The sequence below is a fragment of the Ruixingdingia sedimenti genome (assembly GCF_031432425.1).
In the GTDB taxonomy this organism is placed as follows: domain Bacteria; phylum Pseudomonadota; class Alphaproteobacteria; order Rhodobacterales; family Rhodobacteraceae; genus Ruixingdingia; species Ruixingdingia sedimenti.
Map to the genome: position 1 here is coordinate 78,140 of NZ_JAVKPH010000006.1, position 16,942 is coordinate 95,081.

Genomic DNA, 16,942 nt, shown 5'->3' on the forward strand with positions numbered 1-16,942 from the left:
AGGACGACATGGAACTTTCCGGGGAACGCATCCTTACGCTGCCGCGCGAAACGGTCTGGCAGGGCCTGATGGACCCCCGCGTGCTGCAAGCCGCCGTCCCGGGCGCGGAATCGGTGACGGACGAAGGCGGCGGGGTCTATGGCGCGGTGGTGCTGGCCTCGGTCGGCCCGGTCCGGGCGCGGTTCAAGGGCCGCATCATCCAGCGCGACCTTCAGGCCCCCGAACGCTATGCGCTGGATTTCGAGGGCGAAAGCGGCATGGCCGGGTTCGCCACCGGCAACGCGGTGGTGGAACTGTTCCCGCACGAAGGCGGCACAAGGCTGGTCTGGCGCGCCGAAAGCCAGATCGGCGGGCGGCTGGCGCAGATCGGGGCGCGGCTGATCGACGCCACCGTGGCGCGGATGTCCAAACAGTTCTTCGACCGGTTCGAAGAGGTCCTGGCCAACCCCGCCCTGCTGGAAACTCCGGCGGCGGCGGAAACCCCGGCGACAGCCACGGCCCCGGCGGGCATCGCCGCCGCCGGCGCGGCGCAGGCCACGCCCGGACAGGTGGTGGTGCAGATGCCGGCATGGGCCTACGCGCTGACGGCGGTGCTGATCACCGCGCTGGTCGGCTGGATCGCGGCGCAATAGGGGGCGGGGCGATGATCGAGATCACGATGACGGTGAACGGCGCGCAGGAACGCCACCGGGTCGAGGACCGCACCCTGCTGGTCCAGTACCTGCGCGACCACTGCCGCCTGACCGGCACCAATATCGGCTGCGACACCACGCAATGCGGCTGCTGCACGGTGCATGTGAACGGCGTGGCGATGAAATCCTGCACCATGCTGGCCGCGCAGGCCGAGGGGGCAGAGGTCACGACCATCGAGGGCCTCGGCCAGCCCGACAACCTGCACCCGATGCAAGAGGCGTTCCGCCGCCACCACGCGCTGCAATGCGGCTATTGCACATCCGGCATGATCATGCAGGGCGTCGACATCGTGCGCCGCGGCCGGACCGACAGCGAGGCGGTGATCCGGCACGAGCTGGAAGGCAACATCTGCCGTTGCACCGGCTATCAGGGCATCGTGGACGCGATCACCGACGTGGCGCAGAACGCGCCGCAAAGCTGCTGCCGGGGGTCGCGATGAGCCTGCCGGATTTCATCTACCGCCGCCCGAAAACGCTGGCCGAGGCGCTGGCGATCCTGGCCGACGACGCGGACGCGCGGGCATTGGCGGGGGGGCAGACGCTGCTGCCGGCGCTGAAACAGCGGCTGGCGCGGCCCAGCCAGTTGGTGGATTTGCAGGACATCCCCGACCTGCGCGGCGTGACGGTCGGCGCCGATGCCGTGACCATCGGCGCGATGACCCCCCACCATGTCACTGCGACGGACCCCGCGGTGGGCCGCGCCATCCCGGCGCTCGCGCATCTGGCGGGCGGCATCGCGCATCCGCAGGTGCGCCACCGCGGCACCATGGGCGGGTCCATCGCCAACAACGACCCGGCGGCGGATTACCCCGCCGCGCTGGTCGGCCTCGGCGCCACGGTGCAGACGACGCGGCGGCGGATCGCGGCGGATGACTTCTTCACCGGCCTCTTCCTGACCGCGCTGGAACCGGGCGAACTGGTGCTGTCCATCCGCTTTCCCCGCCCGCGCCGGGCGGGGTATCACAAGTTTCCCAGCCTCGCCTCCGGCTATGTCACCACCGGCGCCTTCGTGTCCGAGGGGCCGGCGGGCATCCGCGTCGCGGTCAACGGCGCGGGCCCCTGCGTGTTCCGCCAGGCCGACGCCGAAGCCCGCCTGACCCGCGATTTCACCCCCGCCGCGCTGACCGGCTTTGCCCAACCGACCGAGGGGCTCAACAGCGACCTGCACGCCCATGCCCGCTACCGTGCGCAACTGGTGGCGGTCGCCATCGCCCGGGCGCTGGACATGGCGCTGGCCCAACCCGTGCCCGAACCGGAGACCCTGCCATGAAATTCCTGTCCTTCGTCGGCCCCACCGGGGCCAGCTTCGGCCTTGTCCGCGGCGATGCCGTGGTGGACCTCGGCCTGCGTACCGGGGGCGACCTGAAAGCGGCGATCCGCGACGGGCGATTGGCGGCGCTGGCGCGCGACCATGGCGGGGCGCCTGCCGATTTCCGGCTGGACGAGGTGACGTTCCTGCCCGTCATCCCCAACCCGGGCAAGATCATCTGCGTCGGCCTCAACTACCTCGAGCACCGGCGCGAGGGGAACCATGCCGAAACCGCCGCCGCCCCGGCGCTGTTCGTGCGGTTTCCGCAGTCGCAGACGGGCCACGGCCAGCCCATGGTGATCCCGCGCGAATCCGACGCCTTCGATTTCGAGGCAGAGATGGCCGTGGTCATCGGCCGCGCCGGGCGGCGGATCGCGCGCGCGGATGCACTGGCGCATGTGGCCGGGATGTCGTGCTACAACGACGGGTCGGTGCGCGACTGGCAACTGGCGACGAACCAGTGGACGCCAGGCAAGAACTTTCCCGCCACCGGCGCCTTCGGACCGTGGATGGTGACGCCGGACGAACTGCCGCTGGATCGCGCGCTGCGGCTGCAATGCCGGCTGAACGGGCAGGTGATGCAGGACGCCACCACCGACCTGATGATGTTCCCCGTGGCCGACCAGATCGCCCATATCTCGACCTTCGTCACGCTGGAACCCGGCGATGTGATCGTCACCGGCACCCCCGGCGGCGTCGGGTTCCGCCGCGACCCGCAGGTGTTCATGCAGCACGGCGATGTGGTGGAGATCGAGCTGGAAGGCGTCGGCATCCTGACAAACCCCGTTGTGAAGGAACCGGCATGACCCTTTCCCCCGACACGCGCGCGAAACTGGCCCGCTGCGGTGCCGCCACGCTGGCCAATGCGCTGCTCAAACGCGGGTTCCGCAACACCTTCGTTCTGGGCATGTCGCCGGTCGCCCCCGGCCAGCCGCCCCTGATCGGCCCGGCCTGGACGCTGCGCTTCATCCCCGCGCGCGAGGATCTGGACAGCATGGAGCTTTACGCCCGCAACGACAGCCTGCACCGCCGCGCGATCGAGGAATGCGACCCGGGCGCGGTGCTGGTGCTGGCGACGGGGGGCGATGCGCGGGCGTCGTCGATGGGCGACATGATGGCGCTGCGGCTGAAAACCCGCGGTGTGGCGGGCGCGATCACCGATGGCGGCTTTCGCGATGCGCCGGGGATCCGCGATACCGGGCTGCCCTGTTTCCAGATCCGCGAATCCGGCCCCGCCACGCCGATCTGGCTGCACCCGGTGGAATTCAACGCCCCCGTGGGCCTTGGCGGCGTCGCCGTCTACCCCGGCGACATCATCGTCGGCAATGACGAGGGCGTCGTCGTCATCCCCCGCCATCTGGCCGACGAGGTGGCCGAGGAGTGCGCGGGCGTCGCCGATTACGAAACCTTCGTGGCGCGGGAAATCCGCCGGGGCCGGTCGCTGTTCGGCCTGTTCCCGGCGACCCCCGAAAGCCGTGCCGACTACGACCAATGGGTGGCACGCGGCCGCCCGCAGCAGGAGTGATCCGATGACCACCGAAGCCGAAGCGAAGAAACTGGCCGAGACGCTGGAAATCCTGATCCATGCCGACCAGCTCGACCCCGAAAAGTGGGTGAACTTCCCCGAATACGGCCTGCGCCAGTATTTCCTGTGGAAGAACCCGGCCACCGGCGCCTCCATCGCCATTCTGGAATTCGACAAGGGCGGGCATATCCCGGTCAAGCATACCCATGCGTCGAACCAGTTCATGTACTGCCTGTCGGGCGATTACGAATACACCGATGTCGGCCTGCGGCTGAAGCCCGGCACCTTCTACATGAACCCCAAGGATCACCCGCACGGCCCGACCATCGCGCATGAAAAATCGGTGCTGATCGAGATTTACGACGGCCCGCACTATTACGAAAAGCCGGTGTTCCATACCGATGCCACCATCGGCGGCTTCATCGCCGGCCAGCAGCAGGACTGACCCCTACCACCCGGTTTCCCAGGCCGGGTGGACATAGAAATCCTCCCACCCCACCAGTTCGCGGACCCGATGGAACTCTCCCCTCTCCCAATGCGACCGGATCCGGCTGGAGGAAATCCTCTGGCCCTTGCGGCACATCACCGGGGTCAGCAGGCGCACCGCGAACCGGCTGCGCAGCAGGTCCACATCGCCCCGCTGCATCGCACCGAAGCGGAAGTCGTCGCCGACCCAGACCTCGGCCGGGTTCATGGCGGCAAGATCGTCCATGAAGCTTTCGGCGCTGCGGGCGCGGAAGGCACCGTCGAAATGCGACAGGATGACGTGATCGACGCCGAGCGAGGCGATGCGGGCGACCTTTTCCTGCGCGCACATCAACAGCGGCGCGCGGCCGAAGAACACCTTGGGCGGGGGATCGAAGGTCCAGGCGACCACCGGCAGGCCCTGCGCGCGGCCCGATGCGATGACGCTGCGGATCAGCGCCTGATGGCCCATATGCACCCCGTCGAAGGCGCCGATGGTGACGACGGACGCGCCGAGCCCCGGCACCGGCGCGGAATGGATCGTGGCTGCCATGTGAATCGCCCTCATGTCCAGGGCCGCAGGATCGGCGCGGCGGGGCATGAAGTCAAATGGCGGTATGGGCAGGGTCGCATAACCTGCGGGATATATGACATGTGTGGATCGGCAATCGACCCTGCCGGTCTGTCTGGCGAAGGCGCGTGCCTTCGCCACCGCGATGCAGGTGGAGTTGCCCCGGCCGGGGGCCCAAAGCCCCCGGCCAGCGCCCGCCCCGCCCATGGCGGGCGCTACTCGCCCGCCGGGGCAGGCGCTGGCCTACCCTTTGTGCCTGTGATCTCCGTTTTCAGCGGTAAGGTCGCGCGACGGGCGGGGGAAACGCAGTGCGTTTCCTTGTCCCGCCCGGCCCGGCCATTGTGCGACAATGGAACCGCTCCGACCCCGGCCATGCGCAGCCTCGGTGTCTCGGGCGGGTTCCGGCGGGCGGTGGCATCCGCTAACGTTTCCCCCGGCACGCAGGCGCGCGCGCCTTCCACCGCAGCACGACAGGAAAGGGACCGCGATGGCATCTGAACTGCCGCCGTTCGAATGGGCCGAACCGGCCGACCTGACGCAGGCCGTGGCGCTGGCCGCCGCCGGTTGGGTGCCGGTGGCGGGGGGTGTCGATCTGGTGCGGGCCATGCGGCGCACGGGGCAGGGCCCGGCGCGGCTGATGTCGGTGGACCGGATCGCGGGGCTCGACGCCTTTCACGGCCACCCGCGCTATGGCCTGCGCATCGGCGCCCGCATCCGCGCCGGGCGGCTTTTGCCCGATATCTGGACGGGCAAGCGGTTCGCCGCCGTGCACGAATCCGTCGAACAGTTCGACGCGCCGCATGTGGCGAACATGGGCACGGTGGTCGGCAACCTCTGCGCCGCGCGGGCCGATCATGACCTGCCGGTGTCGCTGATGGCGATGAAGGGCGAACTGACGGTGGCGGGGCCTTCGGGCACCCGGCAGGTGCCGCTGACGGCCTTTTACCGCGCCCCCGGCGCAACCGCGCTGACGCCGGCAGAGATCGTGACAGAGGTCTTTTGCCCCGGCCCCGGCACCGATGGGGGCAGCGCGTTCAAGAAACTCGACCTCATCCGCCGCCGTGCGGGCGACCCGGGCAGGCTGTCCGCCGCCGCCACGGTGATCTACGGCACGGAACGCGAGCGGATCGTCGAGGCGACGCTGGTTCTTGGCGGTGTCGCCATGCCCCGCCGTTTCGCGGCGGCGGAGGCGATGCTGGTGGGCGAACTGCCCGCGCCGGACCTGTTCACCGCGGCGGCAGAGGCGGCGTTGACGGGCCTGCCCCTTTCGGGGGTGATCCGGGCGCAGGCGCGGGCGTTGCTGCGCGATGCGCTGATGCAGGCGAACGCCCGCGCGCAGGCCCGGCACGACCATTTCGACGATGCCGCCGAAATCGCGCAGGAGGCGCTGTGACCATGCGGTTCATCGTGAACGGGGTGGAACGGGAACTGGAGGTGCCGCCGCACCGGCTGCTGTCGGAACTGCTGCACGATCTGGGCCTGAACGTCCCGCCCGCGCCCTGCTGCGACGGGGACTGCGGGGCGGGGATGGTGCTGGTGGATGGCATGCCGGTGGAGGCGGGGCTGACGCTGGCTTGGCGCGCACGGGGCAGGGCGGTGGAAACGGCAGAGGGTCTGGCCCCGCCCGGTTCGCCCGTCGCCCGCGCCTTTGCCGCCGCCGGGGCGGATGCCTGCCCGCATTGCACGCCCGGGGTGCTGGTCGCGGCGGCGCAGGCGCTGCGGGTGAATCCCTGGATCACCGAGGACGAGGCGCGCGCGGCGCTGATGGGCAATCTGTGCCGGTGCGGGGGCTATGTACCGCAGGTGGCGGCCATCCTTGCCGCTGCCGGGGAAATCCAGACCGGGGGCGGGGCATGAACGCGGCGGTTCTTCTCAGCCCCCACGCCGGCCGCCTGACCGCGCTGGATACCGCCGCCGCGCTGGCCATGCCCGGCGTGCTGGCGGTGCTGCGGGCGGCGGACTGCCCGGCGCTGACCGATGCGCCCGGCCATGCGGGGGCGCCCGTCGCCGCCGTGGTCGCCGAAACCGCCGCCGCCGCGCGGGCCGCGCTGGCGGCGCTGGCCCCCGTTTACGATCACAGGCCGCCGGTGGTGGACCCGGCCGCGGGCCGTATCCTTTCCACCGTGCAGACCTCCATCGTGCAGACGGGCCAGCCCGCGCGCGCCGATGCCGTGGCCAGCGTGACCGCCGCGCGCCGCCACCTGCCAGACCTGACGCCCCCCGCCGCGCTGGAAACCGCGCTGGCCCGGGCCGTGGGTCGCCCCCTGCACCTGTCGCTGCCGCTGGCCGCCCGCCTTGCCGCCGAACCCGCCGGCGCCGACCGGCAGGCCACCATCCGCCTGACCGCCGGGCCCGATGGCGCCGTTGTCGCGGCGGATCTGGCGGCGCGGCTGAACGCCGGGGCGGTGGGGGATGCGCGGGCGCTGGCCCCCACCTGCCTTCCCGGCCTGCCCGGGGTTCCCCTGTCCGCGCGGGTGGACATCGTGGCGACCGACACGCCCCCCACCCTGCTGCCCGCCCCCGGTGCCGCCTGCCCGGCAACCGCCGCGGCGCTGGAACTTGCGCTGCTGGCGCTGGCCCGCGCGCAGGGCCGCGATCCGCTGGACCTGCGCCGCCAGACCCTGCCCGATGGCCCGGCGCGGGCCTGTCTGGAATCCGTGGCGCAGCACTGGCAGGGCCCGCTGAACGGCGCGCCGCTGGATGACGAAGGCCGCCTGACGCTTGGCGCCGGGTTCGCCGTCATCGCCCATCCCGCCACTGCCGTGCTGGCAGAGGTCATGGCCGACCGCGACACCGGCCATGTCAGCCTGACGCGCCTTGCCGTGGCCGTGGATGCCGCCCCCGGCCCCGCGGGCCTGCTGCCCGCCGCCGTCGCCCGCGCCCATGGCTATGCCCTGCGCGAGGAAGCGGCGCTCGACCCCGAAACCGGCGCGGTGCTGGCCGGGGGGCTGGCGGACTATCGCCTCGCCCATGCCTTCAGCCTGCCGGAGGTCGAGGCCGAATGGCTCGGCCACGCCCCTGCCGACCCGGAAACCGTGACCGCCGCCGCCGCGGCCGCGATCCTGTCGGCGCTGGCCGATGCCACCGGCATCGCCCCCGGGCACCTGCCCATGACCGCCGACCGCGTTCTTTCGCCCATCCTCTCCGCCCCGAAACCAAGGGAGTAGCCCATGACAGACAACCGCATCCGTATCGAGGATCTCGCCTATACCTGCTATCAGGTGACGGACCTCGACCTGATGGAACGTTTCCTCGTCGATTTCGGCATGAAGCGGTCCGCCCGCACGGGCGACACGCTCTACATGCGCGGCACCGGCCCCGCGCATCACATCCATGTCGCGCGGTTGGGCGCAACCAACCGCTTCATCGGCGGGGCCTTCACCGTGGCCGACCGGGCGGAACTGGAAAAGGCCGCCGCGATCCCGGGGGCGAGCCCGATCACCCAGATCACCGACCCCGGCGGCGGGCTGCGCGTGACGCTGACCACGCCGAACGGGCATACCGTCTGGATCGAGCATGGCGCCGACACCCTGCCGGAACTGCCGACGCGGCGGATCTATCCGCTGAACTTCTACGGCTCGCACCTGCGGCCGAACCGCCCCGTGCGGCAGAAGAAGGAAATCACCCCGATCCTGCGCATCGGCCATTACGTGCTGCGGGTGAAGGACGCGCCGTCGGAGGTGGCGTGGTTCCGCAAGCATTTCAACATGGTGCCGTCCGACTATATCTGCGGCCGCCACGGCACGCCGGGGCAGGACGACACGATGGCGGGCACCTTCCTGCGGCTGGACCGCGGGACGGAGTTCGTGGACCACCACATCATCCTCATCAACCAGTCGCATCTGGAAGGGTGCCATCATTCGTCCTACGAGGTGCTGGATCTGGACGCCGTGACCACCGGCCACCACCATCTGGTCAATCAGGGCTGGAACCTCGATGCCGGCTATGGGCGGCACTATCTGGGGTCGCTGATCTATGACTACTGGCTGGACCCGTTCGGGAACCGGGTGGAGCATTACACCGACACCGATCTGGTGAACGACGAATACAAGCCCGTCTATTTCAGCGGCACGGTCGAGGAAACGACGCAATGGGGCATGTCGCCCCCGCCGTCGTTTTTTGACTGAGGCAGTCAGCCTTTCCGTTTTGTCTGGCGAAGGCGCGTGCCTTCGCCAGACAGCGCGGCGTGCTATGATCCGAAGGCCCTACACGCAGCCCGCCAGTTCCGGCATCGCCGCTTCCAGCGCGCGGGCGTAGCGGTCGGCGGCCTCGTCGATTTCCGCCGCGGTGATCGACAGCGGCGGGGAAAAGGCGTTGACCGGCAGGAAGGGCAGCGCGCGGGCCAGCACGCCCTGCGCGGCGGCATGGCGCGACACGATCCGGTGGGGCGCGGTGCCCTCGCGGAACGGTTTGCGCGTGGCGCGGTCGGCCACGAATTCCACCCCCGCCATCAGCCCCACGCCGCGGATGTCGCCCACGAAGGGGTTGTCCCCGATCCGGTCGCGCAGCGCCGCCAGCAGCCGGGGCGCCAGCCGCGCGGCATTGTCCACCAGCCCCTCGCGTTCGATCAGGTCGAGGTTCGCCAGCGCGATCGCGCTGCCCACCGGATGGCCGGAATAGGTGAAGCCATGCATGAAGGCCCCCGTCGCATCCGAGGTATCGGCCAGCACCTGCCAGATCCGGTCCGAGATCATCGAGGCCGACATGGGGAAATAGGCCGAGGTCAGCCCCTTGGCCAGCGACACGATGTCGGGGCGCAGGCCATAGGTGCCGGTGCCGAACCATTGCCCGGTGCGGCCGAAGCCGGTGATGACCTCGTCCACGACAAACAGGATGTCGTGACGGTCCAGCACCTGCTGCACCCGGGCGAAATAATCGGCGGGCGGCAGGAACACGCCGCCGGTGCCCATCACGGGTTCCGCGATGAAGGCGGCGATGGTGTCGGGGCCTTCGCGTTCGATCAGCGCCTCCAGATCCGCGACCATGCGGGCGGCGAAGGCGGCCTCGTCCTCGCCCTCATGGGCGAAGCGGTAGTGGTGCGGGCAGGCGGTGTGCAGCACCCCGTCCAGCGGCAGGTCGAAGGCCTTGTGATAGGCGGGAATGCCGGTCAGGCTGCCGCTGGCCGCAGTCAGCCCGTGATAGGCGCCGCTGCGCGAGATGATCTTCTTTTTCTCGGGCCGCCCGCGCAGGTTGTTGTAATAGCGCACCAGCTTGAACGCGGTGTCGTTCGCATCCGACCCCGAGGTGCCGAAGAACACCCGCGCGAAATGCCCCGCCCCCGCCCGGTCAGCGAACAGGCCGAGCAGCCGGTCGGCCAGCAGGATCGTATCGGGGCAGGACGCGCCGCCGAAAAGATGCTGATAGCTGAGGTTCTTCAGCGCCGCCGCCCCGGCATCGGCCAGTTCCGCCCGGCCATAGCCGACGTTCACGCACCACAGCCCCGCGCCCATGTCCAGCAGCTCGCGCCCCGCCGCGTCGCGCAGCCGGGCGCCCTGCGCGGCCTCGTAGATGACCGGGCCGTTGCGGTCGTGGTCCGCGATCGAGGTGACGGGGTGCAGAAGGCTCATCCGGTCGATCTGGTCGAGCGTGAGGTTGCGGTGGGTGTTCATCAAGGTCTCCGGGGCCGCCCCTAGCGGCTGATGCTGGCGAAACGGGTGTCGAGATAGGCGAGGATCGCCTCCGACCCGCCTTCGGTGCCATAGCCCGAATCCTTGATGCCGCCAAAGGGCACTTCGGGCAGGGCGAGGCCGAGGTGGTTGACGCTGATCATCCCGGCCTCGACCTCGGTCGTCAGGCGCTGGATGGTGGCGTGGCTTTGCGCCCATGCGTAGGAGGCAAGGGCGAAGGGCAGGCGGTTCGCCTCTGCGATCATCCCGTCCAGCCCGCTGTGGCGGTTGACGATGGCGACGGGGCCGAAGGGTTCCTCGTTCATGATCCGGGCGGAAACGGGCACGTCGGCCAGCACCGTGGGCTCATAAAACCAGCCCTTGTTGCCGATCCGCCGCCCGCCCGCGACCAGCCGCGCGCCCTGCGCCACGGCGTCGTCCACCAGTGCCTGCAACGCGGGGATGCGACGGGGATTGGCGAGCGGGCCCATGTCCACCCCGTCTTCCAGCCCGTTGCCCACCCGCACCTGCGCGGCCCCGGCGGCGAAACCGTCGAGGAAACGGTCGGCCACCGCATCCTCCACCAGAAACCGGGTGGGCGACACGCAGACCTGGCCTGCGTTGCGGAACTTGTGGCCCACCATCTGCGGGATCGCGCGGTCCAGATCGGCATCGGCGGCTACGATCACCGGCGCATGGCCGCCCAGTTCCATCGTTGCGCGTTTCATGTGCTGGCCGGCCAGCGCGGCCAGCAGCTTGCCCACGGGGGTGGACCCGGTGAAGCTGATCTTGCGGATGACGGGATGGGCGATCAGGTATTCCGAAATCTCGGCCGGCACGCCGTAGACGAGGTTCACCACCCCGGAAGGCACGCCCGCATCGGCGAAGGCGCGGATCAGTTCGGCGGGGCTGGCCGGGGTTTCCTCGGGCGCCTTGACGATGATGGAACAGCCCGCCGCCAGCGCGGCGGCGAGTTTGCGCACCGCCTGGTTGATGGGAAAGTTCCACGGCGTGAAGGCCGCCACCGGGCCGACGGGGAAACGCGCGGCGATCTGCATCACGCCCTCGGCGCGGGCGGGGATGACCTGGCCATAGGTGCGCCGGCCTTCCTCTGCGAACCAGTCGATGATGTCGGCGGCGGCCAGAACCTCCAGCCGCGATTGGGCCAGCGGCTTGCCCTGTTCGCGCGTCATCAGCCACGCCGTCCGGTCCACCCGGTCGCGCAGCAGATCCGCCGCGCGGCGCATCAGGCGCGAACGGTCCAGCGGCGACATGCGCCGCCAGACGGCGAACCCGGCCTCGGCGGCGGCCAGCGCGGCGTCGAGGTCGGGTTGGCGGGCATGGGCGACGGTGCCGATGGTTTCCTCGGTCGCCGGGTCGATCACCGGGATGGTGGCGCCGTCGGCGGCATCGCGCCAGGTGCCGCCGATGAACAGGCGGGTGTCGGGATAATGCATGCCCATGGTCCCCGCCTCAGGCCAGTTCATCCAGCGCCTCGCGCAGCGCACGTTCCAGCGCGGCGATGCCTTCGTTCAGGATCTCGTCCGGGATCGTCAGCGGCGCCAGCACGCGGATGACGTTGCCGTAGGTGCCGCAGGACAGCAGCACCAGCCCGTGCTGCGCGGCCTTCTGGGTCAGCAGCTTGGTCAGTTCCGGCCACGGCCGTTTCGGGTCGCGGTCGTGCGACAGTTCCATCGCCACCATGGACCCCAGGCTGCGCACATCGCCCACGCAGGCGAAGGCGTTCGACCGTTGCCAGCCGCGCAGGGTTTCCGTCAGCCTTTCCCCGATCTGCGCGGCGCGGGCCACCAGCCCCTCTTCCTCGATCACGTCCAGCACCGCCAGCGCCGCCGCGCAGGACAGGGGGCTGCCCGCGAAGGTGCCGCCCACACCCGCGGCGGGGATTTTTTCCATCACGTCCAGCCGCCCGGTGACGGCGGCGATGGGAAACCCGCCGCCAAGACCCTTGGCCAGCGTCATCAGGTCGGCGGCGATCCCGGCATGTTCGATGGCGAACATCTGGCCGGTGCGGGCAAAGCCGGTCTGGATTTCATCCACGATCAGCAGGATGCCGTGTTCGTCGCAGATCCGCCGCAGCGCCTGAAGGAATTCCGCCGGCGCGGGGTTGAAGCCGCCCTCGCCCTGCACGGGTTCCACCACGATCCCGGCCACGCGCGACGGGTGCAGGTCGGTCTTGAACAGCACATCCAGCGCGGCCAGCGACTGATCCACCGTCACGCCGTGGTAGGCATTGGGGAAGGGCACGTGGAACACGTCGGGCACCATCGGGCCGAAGCCGTGCTTGTAGGGCACCGTCTTGCCGGTCAGCGTGGTGGCCATCAGCGTGCGGCCGTGGAAGGCGCCGGCAAAGGCGATGAAGGCCGACCGCCCGGTGGCGGCGCGGGCGATCTTGACCGCGTTTTCGATCGCCTCTGCCCCGGTGGACACCAGATAGGTCTTTTTCGGGAAATCGCCCGGCACCAGCCGGTTCAGCCGTTCGCAGACCTGCACGTAATTCGCATAAGGCGTGGTCTGGAACGAGGTATGCGTCACCTGATCCAGCTGTTCGCGCACCGCGGCCAGCACCTTGGGGTGGCGGTGGCCGGTGTTCGTCACCGCGATGCCCGAGGCGAAGTCGATATAGCGGTTGCCCTCGATATCCCACAGTTCCGCGTTTTCGGCGCGGTCGATGAAGACGTCGAGGTGACGGGACAGACCCGTGGGGATCGCCGCCACGCGGCGTTCGGTCATTTCGGCATTGGTGGTCATGGCGTACCTCAGGGGGTGCAGGCAGGGGCAGGGGATGCCCGCGCCGGGTGGGGCGCGGGCGCGTGGGTCATCCGGCCTGCGTGGCGCGGCGCGCCTCGCGGTCGAGCGTCCAGTCCACGCAGCGTTGCGAGCAATAGGTCTTGCCCTCGTGCCGGACCTGTTTCGCCCGGTCCTCTGCCGAGTTTTCATACATCAGCACGCCGCAGTTCGGGCATTTGCTGTAGCTTTCGATGTAGAAACCGTTCGCGGAAAACTTCATCGCTCAGCCCTCCTGATGGCCGTAGTGTTTCGCCGCCGCGGCGGCAGAGATATAGCCCTCGCGCAGGTCGCGGGCGACGGCTTCGGGGTCACGTTTCGCCGGGTCGCCATAGCCGCCGCCCCCCGGCGTCACCAGTTGCACGCGGTCGCCCTTGCGGATGGCGACGTTGGAATAGCGGCTGGTCGAGGGCTTGCCGTAAGCCTCGCGCATGGTCTGCCAGTCGTTGCGGCCCGACTTCTTCACCAGCGTCGCGCCGCAGCCGCCCTCGGTTCCGCCATCGAGGCCCCAGGGGGCCAGCAGGTGGCGGTCGGTCATCTGCGAACAGGTGATCACGTCGTTGAGGCACAGCATCTGCTTGGTATAGCCCACGCCGCCCCGGTATTCGCCCGCGCCGCAGCTGTCGGTGTTGAAGGCGAGGCTTTCGATCAGCCAGGGAAAGCGGGTCTCGTAGACCTCGACCGGGGTGATGCGGCAGTTGCCGTTGATCGAATCCACCGCGTCGTTGCCGTCAGCAAAGGCGCGCCCGCCCCAGCCCACGGCCTCCAGATCGTAGCAGGCGAAATATTCGCCCGTGTCGGCATCCACGCCGCCGAAGACGAAGTTGCAGTGCGTCGCCCCTTCGGCCGCCATCACCCGGTCGGGCAGCGCCTTGGCCATCGCGCCCAGGATGGTGCCGACGATGCGGGGGTGGGTTTCGGTGTTGCCGCCCACGGAAGGCGCGGGGAAATCGACGTTCACGATGCTGCCCGGGGGCGCCATCACCTCGATCGGGCGGAAACAGCCCGAATTGCGCGGGATCGACGGGTCGGTCATGTGCAGCACGGCGTTGTAGGCCGCAGAGGTCGCCACGCCCAATGTCGCGTTGATCGGCCCCGCCGCCTGCGGGGACGAGCCGTGATAATCCACGATGAAGGACCCGCCCTTCTTGTGCACCTCGACCTGGATCCGGTAGTGGCGTTCGGCGTCGATCCCGTCGCTTTCCAGATGGTCGTGGAAGGTATAGATCCCGTCCGGGATCGCCTCTAGTTCCGCCCGCATCCGGCGTTCGGAATAAAGCAGCAGATCCGCCACCGTCTCGCGGATCTTTTCCTTGCCGTATTTCTGGTAGATGCCGCGCATCTGTTTCTCGCCCAGATCCACCGCGGCGATCAGCGCCTTGAGGTCGCCATAGTTCACCCGCGGCGTGCGGACGTTGGCCAGCAGAAGCTTCCAGACCTCGATATTGTCCTTGCCGCCCTTGACGATCTTGACGGGCGGAATGCGGATGCCTTCCTGAAAGATCTCTGTCGCCTCGCCGCAGAAGCCGCCGGGAGCCATGCCCCCCACCTCTGCGATATGGCCGATGGCGACGGCAAAGCCCATGATCTCGCCATCCACGAAGATCGGCTTGAAGAAGGTGTGTTCAGGCGTGTGCAGCCCGCCCCGGTAGGGGTCGTTGTGCAGGATGATGTCGCCTTCTTCCAGTTCGGCGAGCGAGATTTCCTTGAGGCAGGATTTCACCAGCAGCGGCATCCCCCCGATCTGCGCCGGGCAATAGTCGGCCACGGCGATCATGTCGCCCTTCATGTCCGTCAGCCCGCAGGTGAAATCCAGCGCCTCGTTGAAGATCGTGGAATACGAGGTCTTCATCAGCGTGATCCCCATTTCCCGGCAGATGGAAACCATCGCCGAGTCGAGGATGTTCATCGTCACGAAATCCATCTGAATACCTCCTCAGGCAGAGATGATGAGGTTGCCGAGCCGGTCCACGGCCAGCGTCTGCGCGGGTTGCAGGATGGTGACAGAGGCGCTTTCCTCGATCACCGCCGGGCCTGCGATGCGGTCGTTCTGCGCCAGCGTTTCCCGGTCGTAGACGGGCACCTCGTGCCAGCCGTCGGCATAGCGCACGCGGCGGGTGCCGGTCGCCCTGGGTGCGCCCTGCGTCAGCGGCAGTTCGCGCATCTTGGGCTTGTCGGCCACCGCCACCGCGACGACCTTGAGGTTCACGGTCTCGATCGTCTCGCCGGGGATGGAAAAGCCGAACCGCGCCTGGTGTTCCTGATGGAAGCGGTCCCACATGTCGGCGATGGTCGCCTCGGTGAAGTCGTTGCCCGGGAAGGACAGTTCCAGTTCGTGGTTCTGGCCCATGTAGCGGGCTTCGATGGAACGGTGCAGTTCGATCCGCTGCGTGTAGCCCTGCGATTTCAGTTCCTCGATGGCGCCCTCGACCAGTTCGGTCATCGCCTTGGTGGCGCGGTCGCCGTCGAAGAACTTGGAAATCTGCTGCACGGTGCGGTGCCGGTCCACGCGCGCGTCGGTCATGATGAAGCCGAAGGCGGAAAACTGGCCCGGGTAGTTGGGCACCAGGGCCTGCGGGATGCCGGCGATGTCCATCAGGTCGCAGACATGCACCGGCCCCGCCCCGCCGGATGCGACCAGCGTGAAGTCGCGCGGGTCGAGACCGCGTTGCAGCAGCACCGCGCGCAGCGCGCCGAGCATGTTGTTGTTGGCGATCTGCACCATCGCATGGGCGCAGGCATCGACCTCCATCCCCAGTTTTTGCGCCACGCGGGCGACGGCGGCATGGGCGGCGTCGGCATCCAGCCTCATCTTGCCGCCGAGGAAGTTGCCGGGGCTGATCCGGCCGAGCACGACATTGGCATCCGTCACCGTCGCATCCTGCCCGCCGCGGCCATAGCAGGCGGGGCCGGGGTCGGCGCCGGCCGATTGCGGGCCCATGCGCAGCATGCCGCCCTTGTCGATCCAGGCGATGGACCCGCCGCCCGCGCCGATGGTGTGGATGTCGATCATCGGGATCTGGATGGGGATGCCCCATTCGATCTCGAAATTCGTCGTCACATGTTCCTTGCTGTCCACCACGGTGGAACAGTCGGTCGATGTGCCGCCCATGTCGAACACCACCAGATTGCGGATGCCGGTCAGTTCCGACATCACGCGGGTGGCGACCACCGCCCCGGTGGGGCCCGAAAGCGTCATCTGCACCGGCGCGTCGGCGGCGGCGGCCAGCGTCGCCTCGCCCCCGTTCGACTTGATGACCCCCACCTTGTCGCCCACGCCGACCTCGGCGAAGCGCGCCTGCATCTTGCGGAAGTTTTCCGACACGATGGGCTTGAGATAGGCATCCGCGATGGTGGTCGAGGCGCGGTCGTATTCCTTCCACTTGGGCAGGACGTCATAGGAAATGGAAATCGGCATCCCCGGCAGTTCCGCGGCAAGGATGTCGCGGATGCGCTGTTCGTGCCTGGGGTCGATGTAGGAAAAGAGCGTGCAGATCGCCACCGCCTCGATGCTGCCGTCCGCGCGGATCTTGGCCGCCAGTTCGCGCACCGCGCCTTCGTCCAGGGGGGTCCAGACCTCGCCCTTGGCGGTCAGGCGTTCCTCGACCTCGTGGCAGTCGGCGCGGGCGACCAGCGGGCGGGTCTTGATCCAGGTGATGTCATAGTGGCTGCGCCGGTCGCCGCGCTGGATGAAGGGCACGTCGCGGAAACCCTTGGTGGTCACATAGGCGACCTTGGCGCCGCGGCGGGTCAGCAGCGCGTTGGTGGCGATGGTGGTGCCGAGCCGCGCCTTCGTCACCGCGCCGAGGTTGTCCATCCTGCCAAGCCCCTCCATCACGCCGGCGATGGGTTCTGCGGGGGTGGTGAGGTTCTTCCAGTTCTCGATCCGGCCGGTCGCGGAATCGTAGGAAACGAAATCCGTGAATGTGCCGCCGATGTCGATGCCGATGATGGTGCTCACAGCCATGT

At 69.0% G+C, this 16,942-nt stretch carries 17 protein-coding genes; 10 read left to right on the forward strand and 7 right to left on the reverse strand.

Features of this window, described 5'->3' with window-relative positions; all coding sequences use genetic code 11:
* Positions 1-8: 8 nt before the first annotated feature.
* Genes RGD00_RS07455 through RGD00_RS07480 form a run of 6 tightly spaced genes read left to right on the forward strand, consistent with a single transcriptional unit; the run spans position 9 to position 3,971 of the window.
* Entirely contained in the window at positions 9-632 is a 624-nt protein-coding gene (locus tag RGD00_RS07455) for an SRPBCC family protein (RefSeq protein ID WP_310456682.1), read from the forward strand.
* Between the two features lie 11 nt (positions 633-643).
* Positions 644-1,132 carry a (2Fe-2S)-binding protein gene (locus RGD00_RS07460; protein WP_310456683.1) on the forward strand — a complete coding sequence of 163 codons (489 nt, stop codon included), beginning with the start codon at positions 644-646 and terminating at the stop codon, positions 1,130-1,132.
* Positions 1,129-1,962: an FAD binding domain-containing protein gene (locus tag RGD00_RS07465; protein ID WP_310456684.1), complete on the forward strand. Its 834-nt coding sequence runs from the start codon at positions 1,129-1,131 to the stop codon at positions 1,960-1,962. Before RGD00_RS07460 ends, RGD00_RS07465 begins: the two co-directional genes overlap by 4 nt.
* Positions 1,959-2,807: a fumarylacetoacetate hydrolase family protein gene (locus RGD00_RS07470; RefSeq protein WP_310456685.1), complete on the forward strand. Its 849-nt coding sequence runs from the start codon at positions 1,959-1,961 to the stop codon at positions 2,805-2,807. The genes RGD00_RS07465 and RGD00_RS07470 overlap by 4 nt, the downstream gene beginning before the upstream one ends.
* Complete coding sequence (locus RGD00_RS07475) at positions 2,804-3,526, forward strand: ribonuclease activity regulator RraA (RefSeq protein ID WP_310456686.1); 723 nt, start codon at positions 2,804-2,806, stop codon at positions 3,524-3,526. The genes RGD00_RS07470 and RGD00_RS07475 overlap by 4 nt, the downstream gene beginning before the upstream one ends.
* A 4-nt stretch (positions 3,527-3,530) precedes the next feature.
* On the forward strand, positions 3,531-3,971 hold the full coding sequence (locus RGD00_RS07480) for a cupin domain-containing protein (protein WP_310456687.1): 441 nt from the start codon (positions 3,531-3,533) through the stop codon (positions 3,969-3,971).
* A gap of 3 nt (positions 3,972-3,974) precedes the next feature.
* Here RGD00_RS07480 and RGD00_RS07485 read toward each other — a convergent pair whose 3' ends face one another.
* The gene (locus RGD00_RS07485) at positions 3,975-4,544 is read right to left on the reverse strand and encodes an FAD synthetase family protein (RefSeq protein ID WP_310456688.1); all 570 of its coding nucleotides are present in this window, start codon (positions 4,542-4,544) and stop codon (positions 3,975-3,977) included.
* Positions 4,545-5,049: 505 nt separating this feature from the next.
* On the opposite strand from RGD00_RS07485, the gene RGD00_RS07490 reads away from it, so the two are divergent.
* From RGD00_RS07490 to RGD00_RS07505, 4 genes are read left to right on the forward strand one after another with little or no spacing between them, the layout of a single operon-like run.
* Positions 5,050-5,955 (forward strand): FAD binding domain-containing protein, encoded by a 906-nt coding sequence (locus RGD00_RS07490; protein ID WP_310456689.1) that lies wholly within the window; start codon positions 5,050-5,052, stop codon positions 5,953-5,955.
* Between the two features lie 2 nt (positions 5,956-5,957).
* Positions 5,958-6,419 (forward strand): (2Fe-2S)-binding protein, encoded by a 462-nt coding sequence (locus RGD00_RS07495; protein ID WP_310456796.1) that lies wholly within the window; start codon positions 5,958-5,960, stop codon positions 6,417-6,419.
* Complete coding sequence (locus RGD00_RS07500) at positions 6,416-7,729, forward strand: molybdopterin cofactor-binding domain-containing protein (RefSeq protein ID WP_310456690.1); 1,314 nt, start codon at positions 6,416-6,418, stop codon at positions 7,727-7,729. Before RGD00_RS07495 ends, RGD00_RS07500 begins: the two co-directional genes overlap by 4 nt.
* A gap of 3 nt (positions 7,730-7,732) precedes the next feature.
* A complete protein-coding gene (locus RGD00_RS07505; RefSeq protein ID WP_310456691.1) occupies positions 7,733-8,689 on the forward strand; it encodes a VOC family protein in 957 nt (318 codons plus the stop codon).
* A gap of 78 nt (positions 8,690-8,767) precedes the next feature.
* On the opposite strand, the gene RGD00_RS07510 is transcribed toward RGD00_RS07505, so the two are convergent.
* The 6 genes from RGD00_RS07510 to RGD00_RS07535 all read right to left on the reverse strand — a co-directional run bounded on the left by RGD00_RS07510 (position 8,768) and on the right by RGD00_RS07535 (position 16,940).
* Entirely contained in the window at positions 8,768-10,171 is a 1,404-nt protein-coding gene (locus RGD00_RS07510) for an aminotransferase (RefSeq protein WP_310456692.1), read from the reverse strand.
* Between the two features lie 20 nt (positions 10,172-10,191).
* Positions 10,192-11,625 carry an NAD-dependent succinate-semialdehyde dehydrogenase gene (locus tag RGD00_RS07515; RefSeq protein WP_310456797.1) on the reverse strand — a complete coding sequence of 478 codons (1,434 nt, stop codon included), beginning with the start codon at positions 11,623-11,625 and terminating at the stop codon, positions 10,192-10,194.
* Positions 11,626-11,641: 16 nt separating this feature from the next.
* Entirely contained in the window at positions 11,642-12,937 is a 1,296-nt protein-coding gene (gene gabT, locus RGD00_RS07520; RefSeq protein WP_310456693.1) for a 4-aminobutyrate--2-oxoglutarate transaminase, read from the reverse strand.
* A 67-nt stretch (positions 12,938-13,004) separates the two neighbouring features.
* Complete coding sequence (locus RGD00_RS07525; protein WP_310456694.1) at positions 13,005-13,196, reverse strand: hypothetical protein; 192 nt, start codon at positions 13,194-13,196, stop codon at positions 13,005-13,007.
* A 3-nt stretch (positions 13,197-13,199) separates the two neighbouring features.
* A complete protein-coding gene (locus RGD00_RS07530; RefSeq protein WP_310456695.1) occupies positions 13,200-14,897 on the reverse strand; it encodes a hydantoinase B/oxoprolinase family protein in 1,698 nt (565 codons plus the stop codon).
* A gap of 12 nt (positions 14,898-14,909) precedes the next feature.
* Positions 14,910-16,940 carry a hydantoinase/oxoprolinase family protein gene (locus RGD00_RS07535; RefSeq protein ID WP_310456696.1) on the reverse strand — a complete coding sequence of 677 codons (2,031 nt, stop codon included), beginning with the start codon at positions 16,938-16,940 and terminating at the stop codon, positions 14,910-14,912.
* Positions 16,941-16,942 lie beyond the last annotated feature (2 nt).